This window comes from Variovorax ureilyticus (genome assembly GCF_037889935.1).
GTDB classification, from domain to species: Bacteria; Pseudomonadota; Gammaproteobacteria; order Burkholderiales; family Burkholderiaceae_C; genus Variovorax; species Variovorax ureilyticus.
On sequence record NZ_JBBKZU010000013.1, the window covers coordinates 162,641 to 184,984 of the forward strand.

At 67.2% G+C, this 22,344-nt stretch carries 14 protein-coding genes and 1 pseudogene; 8 read left to right on the forward strand and 7 right to left on the reverse strand.

The annotated features are described in order from the left end of the window. Window position 1 precedes the first annotated feature (1 nt). Together WKW77_RS26025 and WKW77_RS26030 are read left to right on the forward strand one after the other, a co-directional pair. Window positions 2-1,696 carry a putative 2-aminoethylphosphonate ABC transporter permease subunit gene (locus WKW77_RS26025; protein ID WP_340359785.1) on the forward strand — a complete coding sequence of 565 codons (1,695 nt, stop codon included), beginning with the start codon at window positions 2-4 and terminating at the stop codon, window positions 1,694-1,696. A 95-nt stretch (window positions 1,697-1,791) separates the two neighbouring features. Beyond that, window positions 1,792-2,583 carry an alpha/beta fold hydrolase gene (locus tag WKW77_RS26030; protein WP_340359786.1) on the forward strand — a complete coding sequence of 264 codons (792 nt, stop codon included), beginning with the start codon at window positions 1,792-1,794 and terminating at the stop codon, window positions 2,581-2,583. Here the strand turns inward: WKW77_RS26030 and WKW77_RS26035 are convergent. Genes WKW77_RS26035 through WKW77_RS26045 form a run of 3 tightly spaced genes read right to left on the reverse strand, consistent with a single transcriptional unit; the run spans window position 2,564 to window position 4,531 of the window. Beyond that, window positions 2,564-3,625 (reverse strand): aldo/keto reductase, encoded by a 1,062-nt coding sequence (locus WKW77_RS26035; RefSeq protein ID WP_340359787.1) that lies wholly within the window; start codon window positions 3,623-3,625, stop codon window positions 2,564-2,566. The two genes, WKW77_RS26030 and WKW77_RS26035, sit on opposite strands and share 20 nt — an antisense overlap. Next, the gene (locus tag WKW77_RS26040; protein ID WP_340359788.1) at window positions 3,622-3,978 is read right to left on the reverse strand and encodes a TIGR04076 family protein; all 357 of its coding nucleotides are present in this window, start codon (window positions 3,976-3,978) and stop codon (window positions 3,622-3,624) included. The genes WKW77_RS26035 and WKW77_RS26040 overlap by 4 nt, the downstream gene beginning before the upstream one ends. 16 nt (window positions 3,979-3,994) lie before the next feature. Beyond that, on the reverse strand, window positions 3,995-4,531 hold the full coding sequence (locus tag WKW77_RS26045; protein WP_340359789.1) for a helix-turn-helix domain-containing protein: 537 nt from the start codon (window positions 4,529-4,531) through the stop codon (window positions 3,995-3,997). A gap of 225 nt (window positions 4,532-4,756) precedes the next feature. Between WKW77_RS26045 and WKW77_RS26050 the strand changes: the two genes are divergently transcribed. From WKW77_RS26050 to WKW77_RS26075, 6 genes and pseudogenes are all read left to right on the forward strand, one after another. Then, a complete protein-coding gene (locus WKW77_RS26050) occupies window positions 4,757-5,038 on the forward strand; it encodes a DUF3311 domain-containing protein (RefSeq protein WP_340359790.1) in 282 nt (93 codons plus the stop codon). Further along, window positions 5,035-6,549 (forward strand): sodium:solute symporter family protein, encoded by a 1,515-nt coding sequence (locus tag WKW77_RS26055; protein WP_340359791.1) that lies wholly within the window; start codon window positions 5,035-5,037, stop codon window positions 6,547-6,549. The genes WKW77_RS26050 and WKW77_RS26055 overlap by 4 nt, the downstream gene beginning before the upstream one ends. Before the next feature lie 208 nt (window positions 6,550-6,757). Beyond that, a pseudogene (locus tag WKW77_RS26060) lies at window positions 6,758-12,383 on the forward strand (HAMP domain-containing protein). After that, on the forward strand, window positions 12,374-14,599 hold the full coding sequence (locus tag WKW77_RS26065) for a response regulator (RefSeq protein ID WP_340359792.1): 2,226 nt from the start codon (window positions 12,374-12,376) through the stop codon (window positions 14,597-14,599). The pseudogene WKW77_RS26060 and the gene WKW77_RS26065 overlap by 10 nt, the downstream one beginning before the upstream one ends. Before the next feature lie 140 nt (window positions 14,600-14,739). After that, a complete protein-coding gene (locus tag WKW77_RS26070) occupies window positions 14,740-16,587 on the forward strand; it encodes a contractile injection system protein, VgrG/Pvc8 family (RefSeq protein WP_340359793.1) in 1,848 nt (615 codons plus the stop codon). 160 nt (window positions 16,588-16,747) lie between these two features. After that, window positions 16,748-17,617 (forward strand): amino acid ABC transporter substrate-binding protein, encoded by an 870-nt coding sequence (locus WKW77_RS26075; RefSeq protein ID WP_340359794.1) that lies wholly within the window; start codon window positions 16,748-16,750, stop codon window positions 17,615-17,617. Window positions 17,618-17,626: 9 nt separating this feature from the next. Here WKW77_RS26075 and WKW77_RS26080 read toward each other — a convergent pair whose 3' ends face one another. The 4 genes from WKW77_RS26080 to acnA form a co-directional block, all read right to left on the reverse strand. Continuing rightward, complete coding sequence (locus WKW77_RS26080) at window positions 17,627-17,857, reverse strand: Bug family tripartite tricarboxylate transporter substrate binding protein (RefSeq protein WP_340359795.1); 231 nt, start codon at window positions 17,855-17,857, stop codon at window positions 17,627-17,629. A gap of 162 nt (window positions 17,858-18,019) precedes the next feature. Continuing rightward, complete coding sequence (locus tag WKW77_RS26085; protein WP_422823272.1) at window positions 18,020-18,772, reverse strand: ABC transporter substrate-binding protein; 753 nt, start codon at window positions 18,770-18,772, stop codon at window positions 18,020-18,022. Continuing rightward, window positions 18,769-19,662, reverse strand: a complete 894-nt coding sequence (locus WKW77_RS26090; protein WP_340359796.1) for a GntR family transcriptional regulator — start codon at window positions 19,660-19,662, stop codon at window positions 18,769-18,771. Before WKW77_RS26090 ends, WKW77_RS26085 begins: the two co-directional genes overlap by 4 nt. A gap of 16 nt (window positions 19,663-19,678) precedes the next feature. Then, a complete protein-coding gene (acnA, locus tag WKW77_RS26095; RefSeq protein ID WP_340359797.1) occupies window positions 19,679-22,327 on the reverse strand; it encodes an aconitate hydratase AcnA in 2,649 nt (882 codons plus the stop codon). Window positions 22,328-22,344 lie beyond the last annotated feature (17 nt).

Sequence of the window (22,344 nt, forward strand, 5' to 3'; positions counted from 1 at the left end):
AGTGGCGGCGGTTCTGCATCCCGCGCGGCTGCGTGTGCACTGGAGCGAGCGCGCGGCGCATCTCGTGCTGCTGGCGGTCGCGACTTTCCTGCTCATCGGGCTGGTCCTTCCGTTGGGCGCCATTCTTTCGCAGGCGGTGCAGGGCGGCGAAGGCCGGACCGGCTGGACGAACTTCGCCTCGTACCTGGCTTCGCCGGCGCTGCTGAACAGCCTGTGGAACAGCATCTGGGTGTCGGTGATGGTCACGCTGATCGTCATCCCGCTCGCCTTCGCCTTCGCCTACGCGCTCATGCGAAGCTGCATGCCTGCCAAGGGCTTGCTGCGCAGCGTCACGCTGCTGCCGCTGCTCGCGCCCTCGCTGTTGTCGGCGATCTCGCTGATCTACTGGTTCGGGAACCAGGGGGTGGCCAAGGGGTTCTGGCTGGGGCTCGGCTTCGCGGGCATCTACGGGCCCTCGGGCATCGTGCTGGCCGAATGCTTCGCGACCTTCCCCCATGCGCTGATGATCCTCGTCACCGCGCTGTCGCTGGCCGATGCACGGCTCTACGAGGCGGCGGATGCCATGGGCACCTCCACCATGCGGCGCTTCTTCACGATCACGCTGCCGGGTGCGAAGTACGGGCTGATCTCCGCGGCGCTGGTGGTGTTCACGCTGGTCATCACCGACTTCGGCATCCCGAAGGTGGTGGGCGGCAACTTCAACGTGCTCGCGACCGACGTGTTCAAGCTGGTGATCGGCCAGCAGGACTTCCAGCGTGGCGCGGTGGTGGCGCTGCTGCTGCTCGCGCCGGCCGCGATCACCTTCGCGGTCGATCACTTCGTGCAGCGCAGGCAGACCGCGATGCTGACCGCGCGCGCCGTGGCGTACGTGCCGCGCGCCTCGCGCGGCTTCGATGCGGCGATGACGGGCTACTGCCTCTTCATCTGCGCGCTGATGCTCGCGATGTTCGGCATGGCGGTGTTCGCGTCCTTCGTGACCCTGTGGCCCTACAACCTGACGCCGAGCCTGACGCACTACATCGCCGGCATCGTGGACGCGGATCTCGGCGATTCGATCATCAACAGCCTGAAGCTGGCGGCCGGCACCGCCGTGTTCGGCACGGCGGTGGTCTTCGTCGGCGCGTACCTGCTGGAGAAGACACGCGGCATGGACTGGGCTCGCCCGCTGGTGCGCCTGATGGCGATGCTGCCGATGGCGGTGCCGGGGCTGGTGCTGGGGCTCGGCTACATCTTCTTCTTCAATGCGCCGGGCAATCCGCTGGGTGGCCTGTACCAGACCATGGCGATCCTGATCGTCTGCACCGTCGTTCACTTCTACACGACCGGCCACCTGACGATGGTGACCGCGCTGAAGGCGATCGATGCGGAGTTCGAGGCGGTGTCGGCGTCGCTCAAGGTGCCTTTCCACGTCACGTTGCGTCGCGTGACATTGCCCATCTGCCTGCCGGTGCTGCTCGACGTGTCGCGCTACTTCTTCATCAACGCGATGACCACGATCTCGGCGGTCGTCTTCCTCTACTCGCCCGACACCAAGCTGGCCTCGGTGGCGATCCTCAACCTCGACGAGGCGGGCGAGACCGGCGCCGCCGCCGCGATGGCGGTGCTGATCGCCGGCACCTCCACCGTGGTCACGCTGCTGTACCTCCTTGCGGGTCGCTGGATGGAGCGCAGGACCCAGGCCTGGCGCCGGCGCTAAGCGCCTCTTGAAAGGCGCGTGCGACTCGACGGACTTCTTGAGCCGAAGCTGGCCGGGTAATCTCGGCCGCCTCGAAGCACGATGGAGGCGATCGGATGTACATCGAACAAGGCGGAGAAGGTGCGGACCTGCTGGTGATGCTTCATGGCATGGGCGCGACGGCAGCGGTGTGGTCGCCGATGTGCGCGCAAGCCGGTGAACGTTGGCGCGGCCGCTGGCTTGCCGTGGACCTGCCCGGCCATGGCGGATCCGATCCGCAGGAAACCTACCCGGTCGGCCAGTACGCAGCCAGCGTGGCTCGCGCGATGCTGCCGCATGTCGATCCCGCGGGCCGGCTCGTGGTGCTCGGGCATTCGCTCGGCGGGGTGATCGGACTTGCGCTCTCGACCGGGTGGTTCGGCATCGCGCCGCATCGGGTCCTCGGCGTGGGCATCAAGGTCGCGTGGACCGACGAGGAACTGCGCGGCATGGAAACGCTGGCCTCACGCGCGGCGAAGACCTTCGCCACACGGGAGGAAGCCTGGGACCGTTATCTCAAGGTCTCGGGGCTCGTCGGCCTCGCCGACGCAGGTTCGCCTGCCGCGCGGCGCGGCGTGCGGCAGGACGCGGACGGCTGGCGCCTGGCGATGGACCCGCGCGCGCACGGCGTCGGCATGCCGCCCACGGCTGAGCTGTTCAAGCTGGCGCGCTGCCCGGCTCACCTGGGCCGGGCGGGCAATGATGCGCTGGTGACGCTGGAGCAGCTCCGCGCGATCGATGCGGATGCCTCGGACCTCGGGCCGCACGGCCACAACGTGATGGTCGAGGCGCCGGCGCTCGTGTGGGACTGGGTCGCGGCGCTCGAAGGCAGCGAGGCGGTCCAGGGGCTCAGTGCCCGGCGTCGTTGAGGTTGTACTTCATCACGCTGCCGTGCCGCCCTTCGATGTCGCGTTCGACGGCGTAGACATCCCCGCTGGGTGGCCTGCGTTGCGACAGCACCGCATCCAATGCAGCGAGATCGTCCGCGTCGAGCTGCAGGTCGAGCACCTTCAGTTGATCCGCGAGATGGTCGCCGCGCCGCACGCCGACGATCACCGCCGCGACCACCGGCTGCTGCAGCACCCAGCGCATCGCGACGGTCGGGATCGAGACGCCGTGCCGCAGCGCGATCTTCTGCAACTGCGCGAGGAGCTGCTGGAAGAGATCCCATCCGCCGAAGTCGTCGATGATGAGCTTGTACTTGACGAGGGACCGGTTCTCCAGCGGCTCTGCAGGTTCGCTCACGCCGAGCCAGCGTTCGGAGAGGAAGCCGCCGGCCACGCTGCCGTAGCACAGCAGCTGGATGCCCGAGCGCGCGCAGAACGGCGTCATCTGGCCCAGCGGCCGTTGATCGAGCAGCGAGTACTGCACCTGCATGCTCAGGAGCGGCACGCCGGCTTCGACCAGCTCGCGGGTGCGGACGGTATCGAAGTTGGTGCCGGCTATGCGGTCGATCTTTCCGGCGCGCTGCAGTTCGGTGAGCCAGTGCGCCACTTCGAGGTAGCGCGGCACGCGGTAGTCCCACCAGTGGAACTGCACGAGGTCGAGCCGCTCCGTGCGCAGCCGCTTGAGCGAGCGGTCGATGGTCTGCTCGACCTGCTGCTTGTCGATCGTCGGCAGTGTCGCGAGGTCGGGCACGAACTTGGTGTGCACGCGCAGCCGCGAGAGGCTGTTCCGGCCGTTGCGGGCCATGTAGCCGGCGCGGAAGTCGCCGATCAGTTCCTCGACGCCGGTATAGATGTCGGCGCAGTCGAAGGTGGTGATGCCGGCGTCGTAGTAGGCCGCCATGTCGGCGATGGCGCCGGCGTGGTCCACTTCGCCGTGGCCGCCGGCCAGTTGCCAGCCGCCCTTCAGAAGGCGCGAGATGGAATAGCCGGGGGCGAGCTCGATGCGGTGACGGTTTTCGGTCATGACGGATTCTTCGAGGGATGGATCACCGCCGTCGTGTCGCCGTGGCGGAAGCTGCGCAGGCCGATGCGCGAGATGCGAAAGCGCGAGGGGCAGTGGGGGTCGGGGCACGCGATGTCGGCATCGGTGCTCATCCAGTCGTTCGGATCGGTGTGCCGCTGCTTGGCCGCCAGCAACGGCAGCAGGGCGCCGAGCGAATAGATCGAGAAGCCCTGGCCTTCGGGCAGGTGCAGCATCTCGCCGCGAAGCTCGAAGTAGTCGCCGACCTTGGCGCCGCAGTAAAGCCTGGCACCTTCGGGCGCGACGACTTCGACTCGCAGGTCATGGATGGAAAAAGCGTTCTCGTCGGTGCTCATGGGAGTCTCCCCTGGTTCATGGATTGGGCGGCGTCACCGAGAGGATGATTTCCACCGGGGACTGGGATTGATTCAGATAGCGATGCGGCAGGCGCGAGTCGAACGAGATGCTTTCGCCGCCCGCGACCGCGTAATCGACGCCTGCGATCTGCGCCACCAGCGTGCCTGTCACGACGTACACGCACTCGGTCGACGGATGGCCGCGCGGCTCGTCCGCCGACACCTGGCCGGGCTCGAGCACGGCGCGCAGCACCTCGAGCTGGCCGTTGCCGGCGGTCAAGCGTTCGTAGGCGACCTGTCCCTTGGGCGCGGTGAGCAGGGACCGCTCGCCGGGCCGGCTGATCCACACCGACGGCGGCGCGGGTTCGGAAAAGAGCGAGGAGATCGATTCGCCGAAGACGCCTGCAAGGCGGCGCATGGTTTCGAGGCTCGGGTCAGTCACCGAGCGCTCGATCTGACTGAGCAGCGTGGCCGACACACCCGCCTGGGCTGCGAGGTCGCGGAGGGTCAGGCCTCGCGCGGTACGGAGCTCTTTCAGCCGATCACCAATCATGTTTGCCTTCCTTTTCTCTCGTTCATGCAGTCCTGCTTTACATGAAGAGTGATGTTATGTGCTGTGTCACTGCACGTCAATAATATCAAGCGATGGCGTTTTATCCGTATATGAAGAGGGTAAATACTGATCCGATTGACGTCTTCTGATGTTGTGCTGACGAATATCACCACTGCACAATTCATTCAATGATTGTGCAGTGAAACTATACAGGAGAGATAGAAGATGACTGCCTCGTCGCCCCAGCGGAACCAGCCGCTCCGCCTCAGCCATCGATGGCTGCTGCTCCTGCCCTTCGTCTGGCAGGCCCTTCTTGCACCGGCCGTGAACGACATTGCCTGGCGTCCGCTCGGCATGCCTTTCGCGATGGCATGGCAGATGGCCGGCATCGTGTTCGCCAGCGTGGTGATCGCCATCGTGTTCCGGCTCGATGCCGCTGCGGGAGTCGACGAGGAGGAGGCCGCCTTTCTTGCCGAGTGTTCGCGCGCCGATGGAGAGCCAGCATGAAGCTCGCGATCATCCTTGCCATCCTGCTCGCCACGGTCGCTGGCGCCATCGCCTACGGCCGGCAGACCCGCCGCAGCGCGACGCTCACCGACTGGGCCGTGGGCGGCCGCAGCCTCGGCACGCTGGTGTTCTGGTTCATGAACGCCGGCGAGGTCTACACCACCTTCGCGGTGCTCGGCATCTCGGGCTACGCATGGGCGCTGGGTGCTCCGGCCTACCTCGCGTTCTGCTCGGTGTCCCTGAGCTATGCGGTCGGCTACTGGCTCATGCCGAAGATCTGGCGCGCCGGCCGCACGGGCAGGCTGGTCACGCAGGCCGACTTCTTCGCCGCGCGCTACGACGCGCCGTGGCTCGGCGTGCTCACCGGCGTGGTCGGCATCGCATCGCTGGTGATCTACGTGCAAATCCAGCTGGTGAGCCTGGGCCTGATCGTGCAGCTCACGCTGGACAACGTCGTCTCGAGCGAGGTGGCCACGGTCCTCGCGGGCCTGCTGATGATCGTGTTCGTCTTCGCGGCGGGCGTCCGCTCGGCGGCCTTCGCGGCCGGGGTCAAGGACGTGCTGATGGTGGTGGTCGTCGTCCTGCTGAGCGCGACGGTCGCGAGCAAGGTGGGCGCGGCTTCGCTGCTGGACGTGTTCGGCATGGTCGAGGCGCGGCATCCGGGCATCGGCAGCTTCCCGGGCATGGACCCCAAGTCGCCGACCACCGCGATCTGGCTCATGACCTCGGCCATCAACATCGCGCTGGGCAACTGGGTCTTCCCGCACCTGTTCCAGATGTCGTACACGGCGCACAGCGCGAAGGCCATCCGCCGCAATGCGATCTGGCAGCCCATCTATTCGCTGGCCTACTTCTTCATCATCCTGCTCGGCTTCGCGGCCCTGCTCGCCAACACGCAGCCGCCGGGCAGCAACCTCAATGCAGCGCTGCTGCAGTTCGTATCCGACAAATACCCGGCCTGGACCGTCGGCCTGCTGGCCGGCACCGGCTTCCTGCTGGCGCTGGCGCCGGGCTCGATGCTGCTCATCACCGCCGGCTCGGTCTTCACGCGCAACGTGGTGCAACCCTTCAAGCCCGAACTGAGCGAGCGCGCGTCGCTCACGCTGTCGCGCGGCTCGCTGGTGTTCTTCGCGGTCGCTGCGGTGGTGCTCTCGGTCACGCAGAAGGGCTCGCTGGTCAAGATCCTGCTGGACGCCTATGCGGCCATCGGGATGCTGGCGCCGGGCGTCTTCCTGGGTTTCATCTGGCGGCGCACGAGCGCGATCGGCGTGCTTTGCGGTCTGATCGCCGGCTTCTTCGCGCTGCTCGCGCCCGCGCCGGCCCGGTTCTGGGCCAGTGCCGTACCGCAATGGGAACCCGGACTCATCGCGATGGCGATCAACGCCGCGGTGGTCGTGGCCGCGAGTCTCGTCACGCCGCGGCCCCGACGGGCCGCCGTTGCGCTCGCCATGCAGGAACGACCGATGCGTTCGGACGCAAGGCGCGAAGTGCCTGCGGTCAACGCGGCCTGACGCGTCGCCGGGGTCTTCAGTCGGACGATGCAGCCGGATCGCGTCAGTCGATTCCTACGCGGCATTGCCGTCGAGTGAGGACGGCCCCGACCGGGCGGGAACCCCGGTTGCGAACTAAAGACGCATGCGTGATAGTGCCGAGTGGCATCCGGAGCCCATGACCGCAGGGGCAGCGCTCGGCGGTGCCGCTTCGATAAGGTGGTCCAGCATGCAAGCGGTTGAAAAGATTCCCTTCGTGGCTTCGACGGATGAGCTCGAGCTGCTTCTGGAGGCGCTCACGCGACTTCGCAAGGGTGACTCCACGGCGCGATTGCCGATGCGCTGGACCGGCCTGTCCGGCAAGGTGGCCGAAGTCTTCAACGACGTGGTCGAGCAGAACGCGGCGCTGGCGTCCGAGCTCGTGCGCCTGCGCAAGGTGGTCGGTCGCGAAGGCAAGCTCAAGCAGCGCGCGGTGATGGCGGAGACGCGGGGCTTCTGGGGCGAGTCGATCGAATGCGTGAACGCGCTGATCGACGACCTCGTGCATCCGACCACCGAGGTCGCGCGCGTGATCGGCGCGGTCGCGCAGGGCGATCTTTCCAAGAGCATGGCGCTCGATGTCGACGGGCGCGAACTCGAAGGCGAGTTCCTGCGCACCGCCAAGACGATCAACAAGATGGTGGAGCAGCTCGGCGACTTCTCCGCCGAGGTGACGCGCGTGGCGCGCGAGGTGGGCACCGAGGGCAAGCTCGGCGGGCAGGCCAAGGTCAAGGGCGTGGCGGGCACCTGGAAGGACCTGACCGACTCGGTCAACTCGATGGCCGGCAACCTGACCGATCAGGTGCGCAACATCGCGGACGTGACGACCGCCGTCGCGAAAGGCGACCTGTCGAAAAAGATCGACGTGGACGTGAAGGGCGAGTTCCTCACGCTCAAGAACACCATCAACACGATGGTGGACCAACTCCGCTCCTTCGCCTCCGAAGTGACGCGGGTCGCGCGCGAGGTGGGCACCGAAGGCTCGCTCGGCGGGCAGGCACGGGTCGAAGGCGTGTCCGGGACGTGGAAGGACCTGACCGACTCGGTCAACTCGATGGCGGGCAACCTCACGAGCCAGGTCCGCAACATCGCGGACGTGACCAAGGCGGTGGCGGCGGGCGACCTCTCCAAGAAGATCACGGTGGACGTGAAGGGCGAGATCCTCGAACTGAAGAACACGGTCAACACCATGGTGGACCAGCTTCGATCGTTCGCAGCCGAAGTGACGCGGGTGGCGCGCGAAGTCGGAACGGAAGGCAAGCTCGGCGGACAGGCCGACGTGCAGGGTGTCGCGGGGACGTGGAAGGACCTCACCGAATCGGTGAACTTCATGGCCGGCAACCTCACCTCGCAGGTGCGCAACATCGCGGAAGTGACCACGGCCGTCGCGGCGGGCGATCTCTCCAAGAAGATCACGGTCGATGTGAAGGGCGAGATCTCGGAACTGAAGAACACGATCAACAGCATGGTCGACCAGCTTCGGTCCTTCGCGGCCGAGGTGACGCGCGTGGCGCGCGAGGTGGGCACGGAGGGCAAGCTCGGCGGCCAGGCCGACGTGCAGGGCGTGGCCGGCACCTGGAAGGACCTGACGAACTCGGTCAACTCCATGGCCTCGAACCTCACCTCGCAGGTGCGCAACATCGCGGACGTGACCAAGGCGGTGGCGGCGGGCGACCTGTCCAAGAAGATCACGGTGGACGTGAAGGGCGAGATCCTCGAACTGAAGGCGACCATCAACACGATGGTCGACACGCTCAACTCCTTCGCGGCCGAAGTCACACGGGTGGCGCGCGAAGTCGGCACCGAAGGCAAGCTCGGTGGCCAGGCCGACGTGCAGGGCGTGGCCGGCACCTGGAAGGACCTCACCGAATCGGTGAACTTCATGGCCGGCAATCTGACGAGCCAGGTGCGCAACGTGGCCGAAGTGACCACGGCCGTGGCAGCGGGCGACCTCGGCAAGAAGATCACGGTGGATGCGAAGGGCGAGGTGCTCGAACTCAAGAACACCATCAACACGGGTGAACTCGATGGCGTCGAACCTCACCTCGCAGGTGCGCAACATCGCGGACGTGACGAAGGCGGTGGCGGCGGGCGATCTCTCCAAGAAGATCACGGTGGACGTGAAAGGCGAGATCCTCGAACTGAAGAACACCGTCAACACGATGGTGGACACGCTCAATTCCTTCGCGGCGGAAGTCACCCGCGTGGCGCGCGAAGTGGGCACCGAAGGCAAGCTCGGCGGACAGGCCGACGTGCAGGGCGTGGCGGGCACCTGGAAGGACCTCACCGATTCGGTGAACCTGATGGCCTCGAACCTCACCTCGCAGGTGCGCAACATCGCGGACGTGACCAAGGCGGTGGCGGCGGGCGACCTGTCCAAGAAGATCACGGTGGACGTGAAGGGCGAGATCCTCGAACTCAAGGCGACCATCAACACGATGGTGGACCAGCTTTCGTCCTTCGCGGCCGAAGTGACGCGCGTGGCGCGCGAGGTGGGCACCGAAGGCCGGCTCGGCGGACAGGCCGAGGTGAAGGGCGTCTCGGGCACCTGGAAGGACCTCACCGACAACGTGAACTTCATGGCCGGCAACCTCACCGGCCAGGTGCGCGGCATCGCGAAGGTGGTGACCGCGGTCGCGGGCGGCGACCTCAAGCAGAAGCTCACGGTGGAGGCCAAGGGCGAGATCGCCGCGCTGGCCGAGACCATCAACAGCATGACGGATACGCTCGCGACCTTCGCCGACCAGGTGACCACCGTCGCGCGCGAAGTGGGCGTGGAAGGCAAGCTGGGCGGACAGGCCAAGGTCCCCGGCGCGGCGGGCACATGGAAGGGCCTGACCGAGAACGTCAACCAGCTCGCCGCCAACCTCACCACGCAGGTGCGTGCGATCGCCGAGGTGGCGACCGCGGTGACGCAAGGCAACCTCACGCGCTCGATCACGGTCGAGGCGCAAGGCGAAGTGGCTGCGCTCAAGGACACGATCAACGAGATGATCCGCAACCTGCGCGACACCACCCAGAAGAACACCGAGCAGGACTGGCTCAAGACCAACCTCGCGAAGTTCAGCCGCATGCTGCAGGGGCAGAAGGACCTGCTGACGGTCGGCCAGCTCATCCTATCGGAGCTCGCGCCGGTGGTCGGTGCGCAGCAGGCCGAGTTCTACGTGCTCACCAACGTGGGCGGCACGCCCAAGCTCAAGCTCTTCGCGAGCTACGCCTCGGGCGGGCAGACCGCGCATGGCAAGGAGATCGAACTGGGGCAGGGTCTGGTCGGGCAGTGCGCAGCCGACAAATCGAAGATCCTGCTGACCAACGTCGCCAACCCGGCCTTCCGCATCGCGACGGGGCTCAGCGAAAGCGCGGCGATGGACGTGATGGTGCTGCCGATCGTGTTCGAAGGCGAGGTGCGCGGCGTGATGGAGCTGGCATCGCTGGAGCGCTTCAATCCGTCGCATCAGGCTTTCCTCGACCAGCTCACCGAATCGATCGGCATCGTGGTCAACACGATCGCGGCCAACATGCGCACCGAGGATCTGCTGACGCAGTCGCAGTCGCTTGCCGAGGAGCTGCAGAGCCGGCAGCTCGAACTGCAGCAGACCAACGAGGAACTGCAGGAAAAGGCCCGCCTGCTGGTTCACCAGAACCAGGAAGTGGAGCGCAAGAACCGCGAGGTCGAGCAGGCCCGGCAGGCGCTGGAGGAAAAGGCCGAGCAGCTCGCGCTCACCTCGAAGTACAAGTCCGAGTTCCTCGCGAACATGTCGCACGAGCTGCGCACGCCGCTCAACAGCCTGCTGATCCTGTCCGACCAGCTGTGCAAGAACACCGGCGGCAACCTCACGGCCAAGCAGGTGGAGTTCGCCAAGACCATCCATCTGTCCGGCAACGACCTGCTGATGCTGATCAACGACATCCTCGACCTGTCGAAGATCGAATCGGGCACCGTCGCGGTCGAGGTCAGCGAGCTTCGGCTGGACGACCTGCAGCGTTCGGTGGAGCGCAGCTTCCGCCACGTGGCCGAGTCGCGGCATGTCGGCTTCGAGATCGTCGCGCCGCAGCCGCTGCCCGAGACGCTGGTCACCGATGCCAAGCGGCTGCAGCAGATCATCAAGAACCTGCTGTCCAACGCCTTCAAGTTCACGCACCAGGGCGCGGTGTCGCTCTCGATCGCGACGGTGGGCGGCGGCTGGTCGCGCGACAACGAGGAGCTCAATCGCGCGAGCAGCGTGGTGGCCTTCTCGGTGACCGACACCGGCATCGGCATCTCGGCCGACAAGCAGCAGATCATCTTCGAGGCTTTCCAGCAGGCGGACGGATCGACTTCGCGCAAGTACGGCGGCACCGGCCTGGGTCTCGCCATCAGCCGCGAACTGGCACGGCTGCTGGGCGGCGAGATCCGCTTGAAGAGCGTGCCTTCGCAGGGCAGCACCTTCACGCTCTACCTGCCGCAGGACTACAGCCCGTCGCGCAGCGTGCGCACCAGCCGCAGCGCACCGGCCGAGCCGGAAGCGCTGCCGCGCGCCGAGCGCGAGCAGGTGGAGATGCGCCGGCGCGGCGAGACGGAGCCGGTGCCCGCCGCCCGGGAGCCGGCGGACGATGCGCACGATTCCGAGGTCAACATCGCCGACGACGACCGCGGCAACATCCTTCCGGGCGACCGCGTGGCACTCATCGTGGAGAACGACCTCGCGTTCTCGAAGATGCTGCTGCAATCGGCGCGGCGCGCGGGCTTCAAGGGGCTGGTGAGCGCAAGCGGCGCCGATGCGCTGGGCCTCACCCGCGACTACCGGCCGGCGGTGATCACGCTCGACATCTTCCTGCCCGACATGGAAGGCTGGCGCATCCTGGAGCGGCTCAAGGCCGATCTCGCGACGCGGCACATCCCGGTGCTGGTCGTGTCCACCGATGACTCGCGCGAGCGTGCGCTGGGTTCGGGCGCGGTGGGCTTCCTGGCGAAGCCGCTGCAGTCCATCGACATGGTGGACGCGGCGCTCGCGAAGCTTCGCGACTTCCTCGGCTCGGGCACCCGCAGGATCGTGCTCGCGATGAAGCCGTCGGACCTGCGCGACCGCTACGTCGCGGCGCTGGGCAGCGACGTGCAGGTGGTCATGGCGGCATCGGCCGACCGGCTGCGGCAGGAACTGGCGAAGAGCGACGTCGACTGCCTGGTGACCGACGGCTCGGTCGCGGGCTTTCATCGCGGCGACATCGCCGAGTTCGCGGAAGACCGTTCGCCCGAGCGGCAGTTGCCGGTGGTGCTGTTCCGCCCCGAGGGTGGCACGCTGCCCGGATGGGAGCCGGGCCCGAACGGGCCGGCCCTGTGCCTGGCGCCCTCGCTCGAACGGCTGATCGACGCGACCACCTTCTTCCTGCACCGCGGCATCGCGGTGATGACGGAAGCCGAGCGCACGGCGGTGGATGCGATCAGCGACACCGCGCGCACGCTCGCGGGCAAGAAGGCGCTGATCGTCGACGACGACATCCGCAACATCTTCGCGCTCGCCGCGGTGCTCGACGAGCAGGGCATGTCGATCGTCTCGGCCGAGAACGGCCGCGATGCGATCCGGCAGGTCCAGGACGATCCCGACATCGACGTGGTGCTGATGGACATCATGATGCCGGAGATGGACGGCATGGAAACCATGCGCGAGCTGCGCAAGCTGCCGCGCGGCAAGCACCTGCCGCTGATCGCGGTGACCGCGAAGGCGATGAAGGGCGACCGCGAGAAGTGCATCGAGGCGGGTGCCTGGGACTATCTCTCCAAGCCGGTGGAGACCGCCCACCTGCTGGTCGTGCTGCGAGGCTGGCTGTGCCACTAGATCCGCCGAGCGCCGGGATCACGCTGCCGCTGGAAGAGGGCGCGGAGCCGGTCGACATCCTCATCGTGGACGACCTGCCGGAGAAGCTGCTCGTCTTCCGCACGGTGCTGGAGGAACTGGGCCAGAACCTCGTGGCGGTGCGATCGGGCGCGGAGGCGCTGCGCGAGATCCTCAAGCGCGAGTTCGCGGTCATCCTGCTCGACGTCAACATGCCGGACCTCGACGGCTTCGAGACCGCGGCACTGATCCGCAAGCACCGCCGCTCGGCCTACACGCCGATCATCTTCATCACCTCCTACTGGGACGAGGTCCAGAGCGCGCGGGGCTACTCGCTCGGTGCGGTCGACTTCATCATCTCGCCGGTGGTGCCGGAGGTGCTGCGCAGCAAGGTCGGCGTGTTCGTTTCGCTCTACCAGATGAAGCGGCAGATCCAGGTGCAGGCGGACAGCCGCGGCGCCGTCATGGCCGCCGAAGCCGCGCGCCGTGTCGCCGAGGAGAACGACCGGCGCTCGGCCTTCCTCGCGCATGCGAGCCGCATGCTCGGCGGCACGCTGGAGATCGATCGCGCGATGGCGCAACTGGCCGAGCTGCTCGTGCCGGCGTTCGGCAGCCGGGCGGTGGTGCGGCTGATCGATGCCGAGTCGGAGGTCGACGGCTGGTGCCTTGCCGAAGAGGTCGATCGCGGCGTGCGCATCCGCACCGACAAGGAAGCGGGCGCGGCGCTGGAGCCGGCCGTCGAAGCCATGCTCCGGAAAGTCATCGAATCGGGCCACGCGATCGAAGTCGATTCCGCGCGCGAAGGGCGCGGCGATCTGCCATGGGCGTGGGTGGCCGCGGTGCCCTTCGTGGCGGGTGATCGGCGGCTGGGTGCGCTGTGGGTCGCGCTCCACGAAGGTCGGGCCTGGCCGCGCCCGACCGCCGCGGGCATGCTCGGCGAAGTGGCCGCGCGTGCGTCGGTGGCGTTCGAGAATGCACGCCTCTATGGGCTCCTGCAGCGGGAGATCGTCGAGCGCCAGATGGTCCAGCAGGAGTTGCAACTGGCCAGCCGCCGCAAGGACGAGTTCCTCGCGATGATGTCGCACGAGCTGCGCAACCCGCTGGCGTCCATCGTCACCGCGATCGAAGTGATCCGCCGCATCGCGCCGAACGAAGGCAAGCTCACCTGGGCGATCGATGTCGCCAGCCGCCAGTCGCGGCAGATGACGCGGCTGATCGAGGAGCTGCTCGACGTCTCGCGCATCAGCGAAGGCAAGATCGTCCTCAAGTACGAGAGCTTCGAGCTGAGGCACCTCGTCGCGCAGAGCGTCGAGACGGTGCGCGCAGCGGTCGAGCGGCACCGGCAGACGCTGAGCGTGCATGTGCCCGACGAGCCGCTCTGGGTGCGCGGCGATGTGGCGCGGCTCACGCAGGTGATCTCGAACCTGCTGCACAACGCATCGAAGTACAGCCCGGACGGCAAGGCGATCGCGCTGCATGCGCGGCGCGAGGGCGAGGAAATCGTGCTCACGGTGCACGACCAGGGCATGGGCATCGAGCCCGAACTGCTGCCGCGCATCTTCGATCTCTTCGCGCAGGGGCAGCGCGGGCTGGATCGTGCGCAGGGCGGACTGGGCGTGGGCCTCACGCTCGCGCGGCGGCTCACGCACCTGCATGGCGGTGACATCGAGGCCTTCAGCGAGGGCAAGGACAGGGGTTCGATCTTCAAGGTACGGCTGCCGCTGGCGAGCGAGGCGGGTGCGAGCGAGCCGGGCGGCGTGTCCCAGTCAGCGCCGCAAGCGGTGCGCCGCAAGGTGCTGGTCGTCGATGACAACCTCGATGCAGCATCGGGCATCGAGGCGCTGCTGCGCATCGACAGCCACGAGGTCCGCGTGGCGCTCGACGGCGAGCAGGGCCTCGCGGCCTTCGCCGACTTCCAGCCGGACGTGGTGATCCTCGACATCGGCCTGCCGAAGGTGGACGGCTACGAGGTCGCGCGGCGCATGCGCGCCCTGCCGCAGGGGCGGGGCGTGCTGATGATGGCGCTCACCGGCTACGGGCAGGCCGAGGATCGGCAGGCGGCGCTCGACGCGGGCTTCGACAGGCACTTCGTCAAGCCGGCCGATGCGCAGCAGCTGCTGGCGTGCATCCGGGAATGGCGCGATGGCGGCAGCGCATCCGCAGGCGATGCGAGCGCGCCGCAGGCGCAGTCCGGCGTGCCGCAAACGCTGGGCACCTGATCGCCGTGGCGGGCCGCTTCAGGCCGCCCTGGGTGCTATAACCCGCTCCGGACTTCGGAAGCATCGAGACGTTCTGCTCGTTTTCGAAGTCTTCGCCACTGTCACGGCGATCGATCAGAGACTTCAGGGAGAAAGAACAAATGCCTCATACGCTGGCCATCGGCGGCCCGGCCGTGCCTGTCTTTCTGGGCGCACCCGCCCTCGAACCCGTACGCCTCTCGGGCCGCGAAGGCCTCAACAGCCTGTTCGAATACGAGCTCCTGCTCAAGACCCCCGATGCGTTGAACCTCGGCGCCAGCCAAGCGGCCGACTTCGACCTCGACGACTTCATCGGCCGCGAGATCAGCTGCTCGATCCAGCTCGACGGCTCCGGCCAATTCCTCGTCGGCGCGGTGGGCCCGAGCGTCGACCATATCGGCGCGGGCGTGCGCCAGATCAACGCCCTGATCACCGACGCCGCCTTCTGGGGTGAAGAAGGCCGCCACATCCAGTACCGCCTGACCCTGCGCCCCTGGCTGCACCTGGCCACGCTCACCACCGACTGCAAGATCTTCCAGAACAAGACCGTGGTCGAGATCCTCGACGACCTGCTGGCCGACTATCCGTTTGCGGTCGACAAGCGCCTGATCGAGACCTACCCGCAGCGCGACTACCCGACGAACCGAGCGCGCGCGTGGGTCCGCACCGCATGCTCATCGGCAAGTACTACTGGTTGCTGTGTTACTACGACAGCATCAACAAGCGGCGGCGCCCCGACCAGCCCGACTATCTGGCTGACATCCTCCCGAGCGAAATTCCATTGGCAAGAAAGGCAGCGTATGAACTCTTACAAGACGTGGGTCTGGGCGGCACGCCCATCGACGTGGAGCAGATGGCCCGGGGCGTGGACGGCAGCTACGGCTACCGCATGCGGCCCTGGGAGGAGGACAGCTTCGCGTGCGACGAGGTGGTCAAGGGGCTTTGGAATGGCAATGCTGGCGCTGTGCTGCCTCAGCCCGGCTTTTGCACAAGAGTCTTTGGGATCGCCACGCGCGCACTCCAAGGTCAAGCAGGAGCAGGTGACCATGCCCAATGAGAAGGAAAGAGCTTGGGAGGCCTATCAATCCCGCAAGAGGGCCTACCAGTCCGTCTACGACAACTACCGCTACAACGATGCGCAGCGCGAGCAGGCTGTGGCGTTCATCGATGCGGCGATGAAGGTCATGCGCGGCGACGTGGAATTCGAGAGCCTGAAGCGGCTGCTCAAAGTGAGGGAAGCGACCCCGGCGCCAGGCAGTGGCCAATCCTATCGAGGGGGCACCCAATTCGATTTCGATGCCCGCGCCCTGAGCGACTGGACCAGCATCTACACGATCGCCACCGCCGATGCCCAGGGTAAGGTCGAGCCGTATCACTTCCAGATCTACTTCGGCCCCGCCATGCAGATCCCGCGCGAGCGCCTGGAGCAAATGCTTGGACTCAAGGTCGTTCCAGGCTGGACCTCGGAAGGCGGCAACCTGCAGCTGGAGTTGCCCGACCCGATGCACAACCTGCCTGCGTTCAACGGCGGGAACTTCGAGTACGGATTGATCCATCCGCCTCACGCCCCTTACACGGTGCAGGCGAAGTTCACCTACCTCAATGGGCCGGACAAGAACCCCTACAACGCCAAGCGCCTCAGCCGCCTTGAGATTCGCCGCGAATACCTCACCCCTGAAGAGATTCGCGAACGCGATCACAAGAAGCTCGGCCACCTGCCGACCACCGGCGAGCGCGTACCGAAAGGCGGCAAATGGCTCGGCGTGTTCGCAGACGATGCATTGACCGCGTGCGTGCCGATGGAGCGGCGCATTTGCAGCTTCGGCGAAGAGCAGGTCTTCACTTATCTGTGGGTCTGGAGCGACGCGGCGCGCGAACGGGTGCCGGTGCAAGCCTGGTGGCAGTGGCATGCACCCGATCCATTTGAAGAAGAGCTGGAAAGGATTTTCGGAGGCAAACGCAAGGGTTGATGACGAGCCTGCCCTCGGCGAAAGGAGGCGCGGGTATTGGCCCCGAGCTGCCCCGCGCCCTGTATGGAGCGACGCGAATCCGCCCGCATCTCCGCAGTCGTTGCCAAATCGCGGCTTCGCCCCCCACAATGCGCCGGCCACTCCAACGAAGGACGAACGGATGACTTCCCGCTTCCTGGCGCTCGTGCCGCTGCTGCTGACTTCCATGCTCCTGGGCGCCTGCGCCAATCCGCCCGCTGCGACCGCCAAGGACACGCTGGCGCGCATCAGCCAGACGCAGACGATCAGGCTGGGGTTCCGGGAGGATGCGAAGCCCTTCGCCTTCAGGGGCCCTGACGGTGCGCCCACCGGCTACTCGGTGGAACTGTGCAAGCGGGTCGCGGGTTCGTTGAAGTCGCAGCTGGGCCTCGCCAAGCTCGACGTCCAGTGGGTGCCGGTGACCGTTGCCTCGCGCATGCCCGCGGTGATCGACGGCACCGTCGATCTCGAATGCGGAAGCACTTCGCGCACGCTCGGCCGCGAGCGGCAGGTCGACTTCAGCAACACCATCTGGGTGGAGGGCGCTTCGTTCGTTTCGCCGTCCTCCAAGCCGCTCGCGCGTGCGGTCGAACTCAACGGCAAGCGCGTCGGCGTGATTCCCGGGTCCACGACCGAGAAGGTGCTCAAGGGCCTCTCGGAGCGCGGCATCGTGCCGGTCTTCGTCACGGTGCAGACGCACACCGACGGCATCGCCGCCGTGCGCGACGGACGCGCCGATGCTTACGCCACGGATCGCCTGATCCTCGTGGGCGAAGTGCTCGGCGGGCCGGCCGGCAGCACGCTGCGGCTCAGCGACGACTACCTCTCGATGGAGACCTACTCGCTGATGATGCGCCGCGATCCGGACATGCGCCTCGCGGTGAACCGCGCGCTCGCGGAGGTCTACCGCAGCGGCGAGATCGTCAACGTGTTCCGCCAGACCTTCCCGTCGGGCACCGTGCCGTCGCCGCTGATCGAAGCGGTGTACGTGCTGAACGCACTGCCGGAGTGATTGCCGCTCTCACTCCGGCTTGATGTCGTGGGCCTTCACCAGCCGGCCCCAGCGCTCGGATTCGGCCTTGATGAAGGCGTCGAACTCCTGGGGCGTGCCGCCCGCGATCTCGTTGCCTTGTGACGTGATCTTCTCGGCGACGTCGGGTTCGCGGATCGCCCGGTTGATGGCCTGATTGAGCTTCGCGACGATGGCCGGCGGCGTGCCCTTGGGGGCGACCACACCGAACCAGTTGGACATCTCTCCATCCCCCGGATGCCGAGCTCGTCGAAGGTCGCTACGTCCGGCAGCAGCGGGGAGCGCTTGTGGCTCGTGACGGGGAGCGGACGCAGCTTGGCGTTGTCTCCCTTCAGGTAGGTCGGCAAGGACGACGAGCGCGCGCGCGACGCGCCGGGCGACGACTCAAGCTTCGGCGGGCGCCACTGACGCGCCTTCGATGCGGTGGCGCGCCAGCGCATCGGCGACGAAGCCCGTGGCCTTCATGTCCTCGACGAAGCCGTGCAGCAGCTTCGCGGCCGCTTCGCCTCGCGACTTGGGCGTGCCCATGGCCTGCCGGATGACCATGAAGTGGCCGGGCAGCAGGCGCAACCCGGCATGCACGCGTGCATCGGCTTCCAGCTGCTGCTTCACGCCGGCCGCGACATCGAGGCCTTGCGCGATGAAGGTCTGGACGACGGCCGGGGAGGTGGGCGCGCGAACGATGCTCGCCCGCTTGAGTTCGCGGGTGAGGAACAGGTCGTAGGCGCTGCCCTTGCCGACCGTCACACGCGTGCCGTCTCGATCCACTTCCTCGTTGCTTCGAAGCGGGGAGTCGTCGCGCACGAGGTAGCTGCCTTCGATGAGCACATAGGGTGCGGTGAAGGCGATGTCGGCACCGCGAACCGGATCGATCGCGAAGAAGCCGATGTCCGCCTGCTCGCCGGCGACGGCCTCGACCGACTTCCCGGCCGCATCGAAGACGACGAGCTCGAGTTGCACGCCGAGATATTCCGCGAACGCGCGTGCCAGATCGATCGACACGCCACTGGGTTCGCCGGTCGCGGGGTCCTTGCCCGCGAGGATCGGGTTGCCCAGGTTGATCGATGCGCGCAGTGCGCCGGTGGGGGCGAAGGCGCGGACCACGTCCGCGTCGGGCGAGATGCGATTCAGAGTCATGACTTGAGGATTCCGGAGATCTTCTTGAAGTTGCGCAAGGTGCTGGTGAGGTGCTCGGTCATCGCCTTGGCCGCGTCGTCGTTCCTGCCGCGTTCGATGAGGTCGAGCAGATGCAGGTGCTGCCTGCAGTGTTCCTTGTAGCGGCTGCGGTCCTGCATCGAGCGATAGGAGAGCAGCCGCCGCACGCGGTTCACGCGCCGGATGGTGTCGATGAAGAAGGGGTTGCCCGAGCCTTCGACCAGCGCTTCGTGGAAGCGCACGCCGCGGTCGTGCAGTTGATCGGCGGTGTCGGTTTCGATGCCGCCTTCGAGCAGGTGCTTCTCCGCGGCGCGGCACCGTGCGATGACATGCGCGGGCAGGTGGTAGCCGGGTTCGAGCAGCGCGGCGGGCTCCAGCGCGAGCCGCAGCCGGTACGACTGCAGCAGGCTGTCCGCGGTGGTGAGCATGGTGGAGAACTGCCAGCCGTAGCCGGGCTTCTTCTCCACCCAGCCTTCGTTGGTGATCCGGCTGAGCACCGCGTTGAGCTGTGCCGGGGTCAGCCCGTAGCGCTGCTTGAGGAGCACTTCGGTGAATTCATCCGGCAGCGCGCCGCGCAGGCGGTCGTCCGCGATCCGGAAGTACACCTCGGTCACCGTGTCCGCCTCGACCAGCCCGAGTTCCCTGGCGACCGCGTCGCCGCTCTCGATGGGTTCGACCAGGAAGTAGCCCCGGTTGGGTTGCCGCTGCAGGATGCCCTTTTCGGCGAGGAAGGACAGCGCCTCGTTGACCGGCGATCGCGACACGCGAAGACGATCGGCGAAGGACTGCGCTGGGAGATGGCTGCCTGCGGGCATCGCGTCCGCCTGGATCAGGCCGAGGATCTGCGAGGTGATGGAGCGTTCGGGTCGCATGAACTCCATTGTCGTTTCACTTCGCGCTGACCGGTGATGTCGTCCGCGCCTGCTCGGCCAGCATGCGCTTCAGCGTCGAGGGAATGACGCCGCCGGCGCGCAGCAGGTCGACTTCGAGTTGCGTCTCGACCGCGGCGATCGCTTCGATGCTCTCGGTGTGTCCTTCGCGACGAACGACGCGCACCGCGATGCGACCGCGCGGTCGCAGCTGCTCCGCCTCGGCCGCCACTTCGATGCGATCGCCGGGGCGCAGCGCGAGCGTGGCCGGCGTCACATCGGCAGGGAATCGCAGCGGCAACACGCCCATGCCGATCAGGTTGGAGCGGTGGATGCGCTCGAAGCTGTTCGCGAGCACGGCGCGGATGCCCAGCAGGCGCTGGCCCTTCGCGGCCCAGTCGCGGGACGAGCCCGTGCCGTAGCGCTCACCCGCAACGAGCACGACCGGATCGCCGGCTGCCCTGTAGCGCTCGGCCGCGTCCCACAACGGAAGGATGTCCCCGCTCGGCACGTGCAGCGTGTGCGCGACCGGCGCGTCGGGCACGAGCAGATTCTTCAGCGTCTTGCTGTGGAACGCCCCACGGACCATGACCTCCCAGTTGCCGCGCCGCGAGGCGAAGACATTGAGGTCGTTGCGGTCGTCGCCGCGCTCGACGAGGTAGTCCGCCACGAGGCTGTCCTTGGGAATGGCGCTGGCCGGCGAGATGTGGTCGGTGGTAATGTCGTCGCCCACGACCAGCAGCGGAAAGGCACTGTAGGTGCCGAGCAGGCTGCCCTCGCTCGCCGCCGCGAAGGGCGGCCGGCGCAGGGCGGTGGAGGTGGGGTCCCACGGGTACAGGGCCGTGTCCGGTGCTTCGAGGCCGTGCCAGAGCGGATTGCCGCTCGCGACCGCGAACGCGCGGCCGTAGTCGCGCGGGTCCTGCGATCCGCGCAAGGCCTCGTCGATCTCATCGCGCGTGGGCCAGAGGTCATCGAGGTACACCGGCGTGCCGGTCGACGTGACCTGGACTGGGTCCACACGCAAGTCGCGCTCCGCATCGCCGGCCAGTGCGAAGGCGACCACCAGCGGCGGCGACATCAGGAATCCCAGTTCGAGATCGGGATGAACGCGTCCGGGGAAGTTTCGATTGCCCGAGAGCGCCGCGACGGGGCGGATCGCGCCGTCGGCGATGCCTTGCCGGATCACCTCCGGCAGCGGGCCGGGATTGCCGATGCAGGTCGTGCAGCCGAAGCCCACGATGTCGAAGCCGACCGCGGCCAGGTCGGCAGTGAGCCCCGCGCGTGCCAGGTAGTCGGCGGCGGCGGGCGAGCCCGGTGCGGTGGATGTCTTGACCCATGGCGGGACCTTCAGGCCGAGCGCCCGCGCCCTGCGCGCCACGAGGCCTGCGGCGATCAGCAGCCGCGGATCGGAGGTGTTCGTGCAACTCGTGATCGCGGCGATCGCGACGGGATGACGGGGCAGCGGCGAATCGATGTCGCGCTGGAAGTCCAGTGCGGCCAAAGTCGCGGCGACCTCGCCGAAGCCCATGAGGTCTTGCGGCCTGCGCGGGCCGGCCACGTGCATGGCGACGCTCGACAGATCCACGTCGATGGTGCGCGTGTACCTGGGCTGTGCCTCCGGGTCGAACCACAGGCCATTGGCACGGCAATAGGCTTCGACCCGCGCGATGGCCGAGGACGAACGTCCCGTGGATCGCAGGTAGTCGAGCGTGTGCGCGTCGACCGGGAAGAAGCCCGTGGTGGCGCCATATTCCGGCGCCATGTTCGCGACGACGCTGCGGTCGCCCGCCGTCAGCGTGGAAACGCCGGGGCCGAAGAACTCGACGAACTCGCCGGAGACGCCGATGCGGCGAAGCCGCCCGGTCACGGTCAGCGCGAGATCGGTGGCCAGCACGCCGGGCTGCAGCGCACCGGTCAGGCGCACGCCGATCACGTCCGGAATGCGCAGCATGGTCGGCATGCCGAACATCACCGTCTGCGCTTCGAGGCCGCCGACGCCCCAGCCGAGCACGCCGATGCCGTTGACCATCGGCGTGTGGCTGTCGGTGCCGATCATCATGTCGGGCACCAGCCATTCGGCCCCGTCGCGCATCTCGCTCGTGACCACCGTGGCCAGTTGTTCGAGGTTGATGGTGTGCATGATCCCCGTGCCCGGCGGGTTGATGCGCACCCCTCGCAGCACCTTCGAGGCCCAGCGCAAAAAGGTATAGCGCTCGCGGTTGCGCCGGATCTCGATCGCCATGTTGTGCGTCGGCGCATCCGCGCGCGCGAAGGCCTCGACGGCCAGCGAGTGGTCGACCGACACATCCACCGGCAGGCTGGAGTTCAGCCGCGTCGGGTCCACGCCGGCTTCGGCGAGCGTGCTGCGCATGGCGGCGAGGTCGACCAGCGCGGGCGTGCTGGTCGTGTCGTGCATGAGCACGCGGCCGGGCTGGAAGGCCACCTCGGCCTCGCTGCTGCCCGCTTCGAGCCAGCCGAGCAGTTCGGCGATCGCGATGTCTCGCTCCGCACCCTGCATGTTGCGTGCGGCGTTCTCCAGCATCAGGCGCAGGACCACGGGCATCCGCATCAGGCTCTCGCCGCCAAGCCGCGGCAGGTCCACGGCCGAATAGCGGTGGTTGCCGACCTCGATCTGTTGGAGCGGCACAGCCGCATTGGTGTTTTCCATAGGGCTAATTTTGCATT

Excerpts from the sequence above, each read along its gene's own strand:
- WKW77_RS26030 (WP_340359786.1), top strand. The coding sequence starts at position 1,792 with ATGTACATCGAACAAGGCGGAGAAGGTGCGGACCTGCTGGTGATGCTT.
- WKW77_RS26035 (WP_340359787.1), bottom strand. The coding sequence starts at position 3,625 with ATGACCGAAAACCGTCACCGCATCGAGCTCGCCCCCGGCTATTCCATC.
- WKW77_RS26040 (WP_340359788.1), bottom strand. The coding sequence starts at position 3,978 with ATGAGCACCGACGAGAACGCTTTTTCCATCCATGACCTGCGAGTCGAA.
- WKW77_RS26045 (WP_340359789.1), bottom strand. The coding sequence starts at position 4,531 with ATGATTGGTGATCGGCTGAAAGAGCTCCGTACCGCGCGAGGCCTGACC.
- WKW77_RS26050 (WP_340359790.1), top strand. The coding sequence starts at position 4,757 with ATGACTGCCTCGTCGCCCCAGCGGAACCAGCCGCTCCGCCTCAGCCAT.
- WKW77_RS26055 (WP_340359791.1), top strand. The coding sequence starts at position 5,035 with ATGAAGCTCGCGATCATCCTTGCCATCCTGCTCGCCACGGTCGCTGGC.
- WKW77_RS26070 (WP_340359793.1), top strand. The coding sequence starts at position 14,740 with ATGCCTCATACGCTGGCCATCGGCGGCCCGGCCGTGCCTGTCTTTCTG.
- WKW77_RS26075 (WP_340359794.1), top strand. The coding sequence starts at position 16,748 with ATGACTTCCCGCTTCCTGGCGCTCGTGCCGCTGCTGCTGACTTCCATG.
- WKW77_RS26080 (WP_340359795.1), bottom strand. The coding sequence starts at position 17,857 with ATGTCCAACTGGTTCGGTGTGGTCGCCCCCAAGGGCACGCCGCCGGCC.
- WKW77_RS26085 (WP_422823272.1), bottom strand. The coding sequence starts at position 18,772 with ATGACTCTGAATCGCATCTCGCCCGACGCGGACGTGGTCCGCGCCTTC.
- WKW77_RS26090 (WP_340359796.1), bottom strand. The coding sequence starts at position 19,662 with ATGCGACCCGAACGCTCCATCACCTCGCAGATCCTCGGCCTGATCCAG.
- acnA (WP_340359797.1), bottom strand. The coding sequence starts at position 22,327 with ATGGAAAACACCAATGCGGCTGTGCCGCTCCAACAGATCGAGGTCGGC.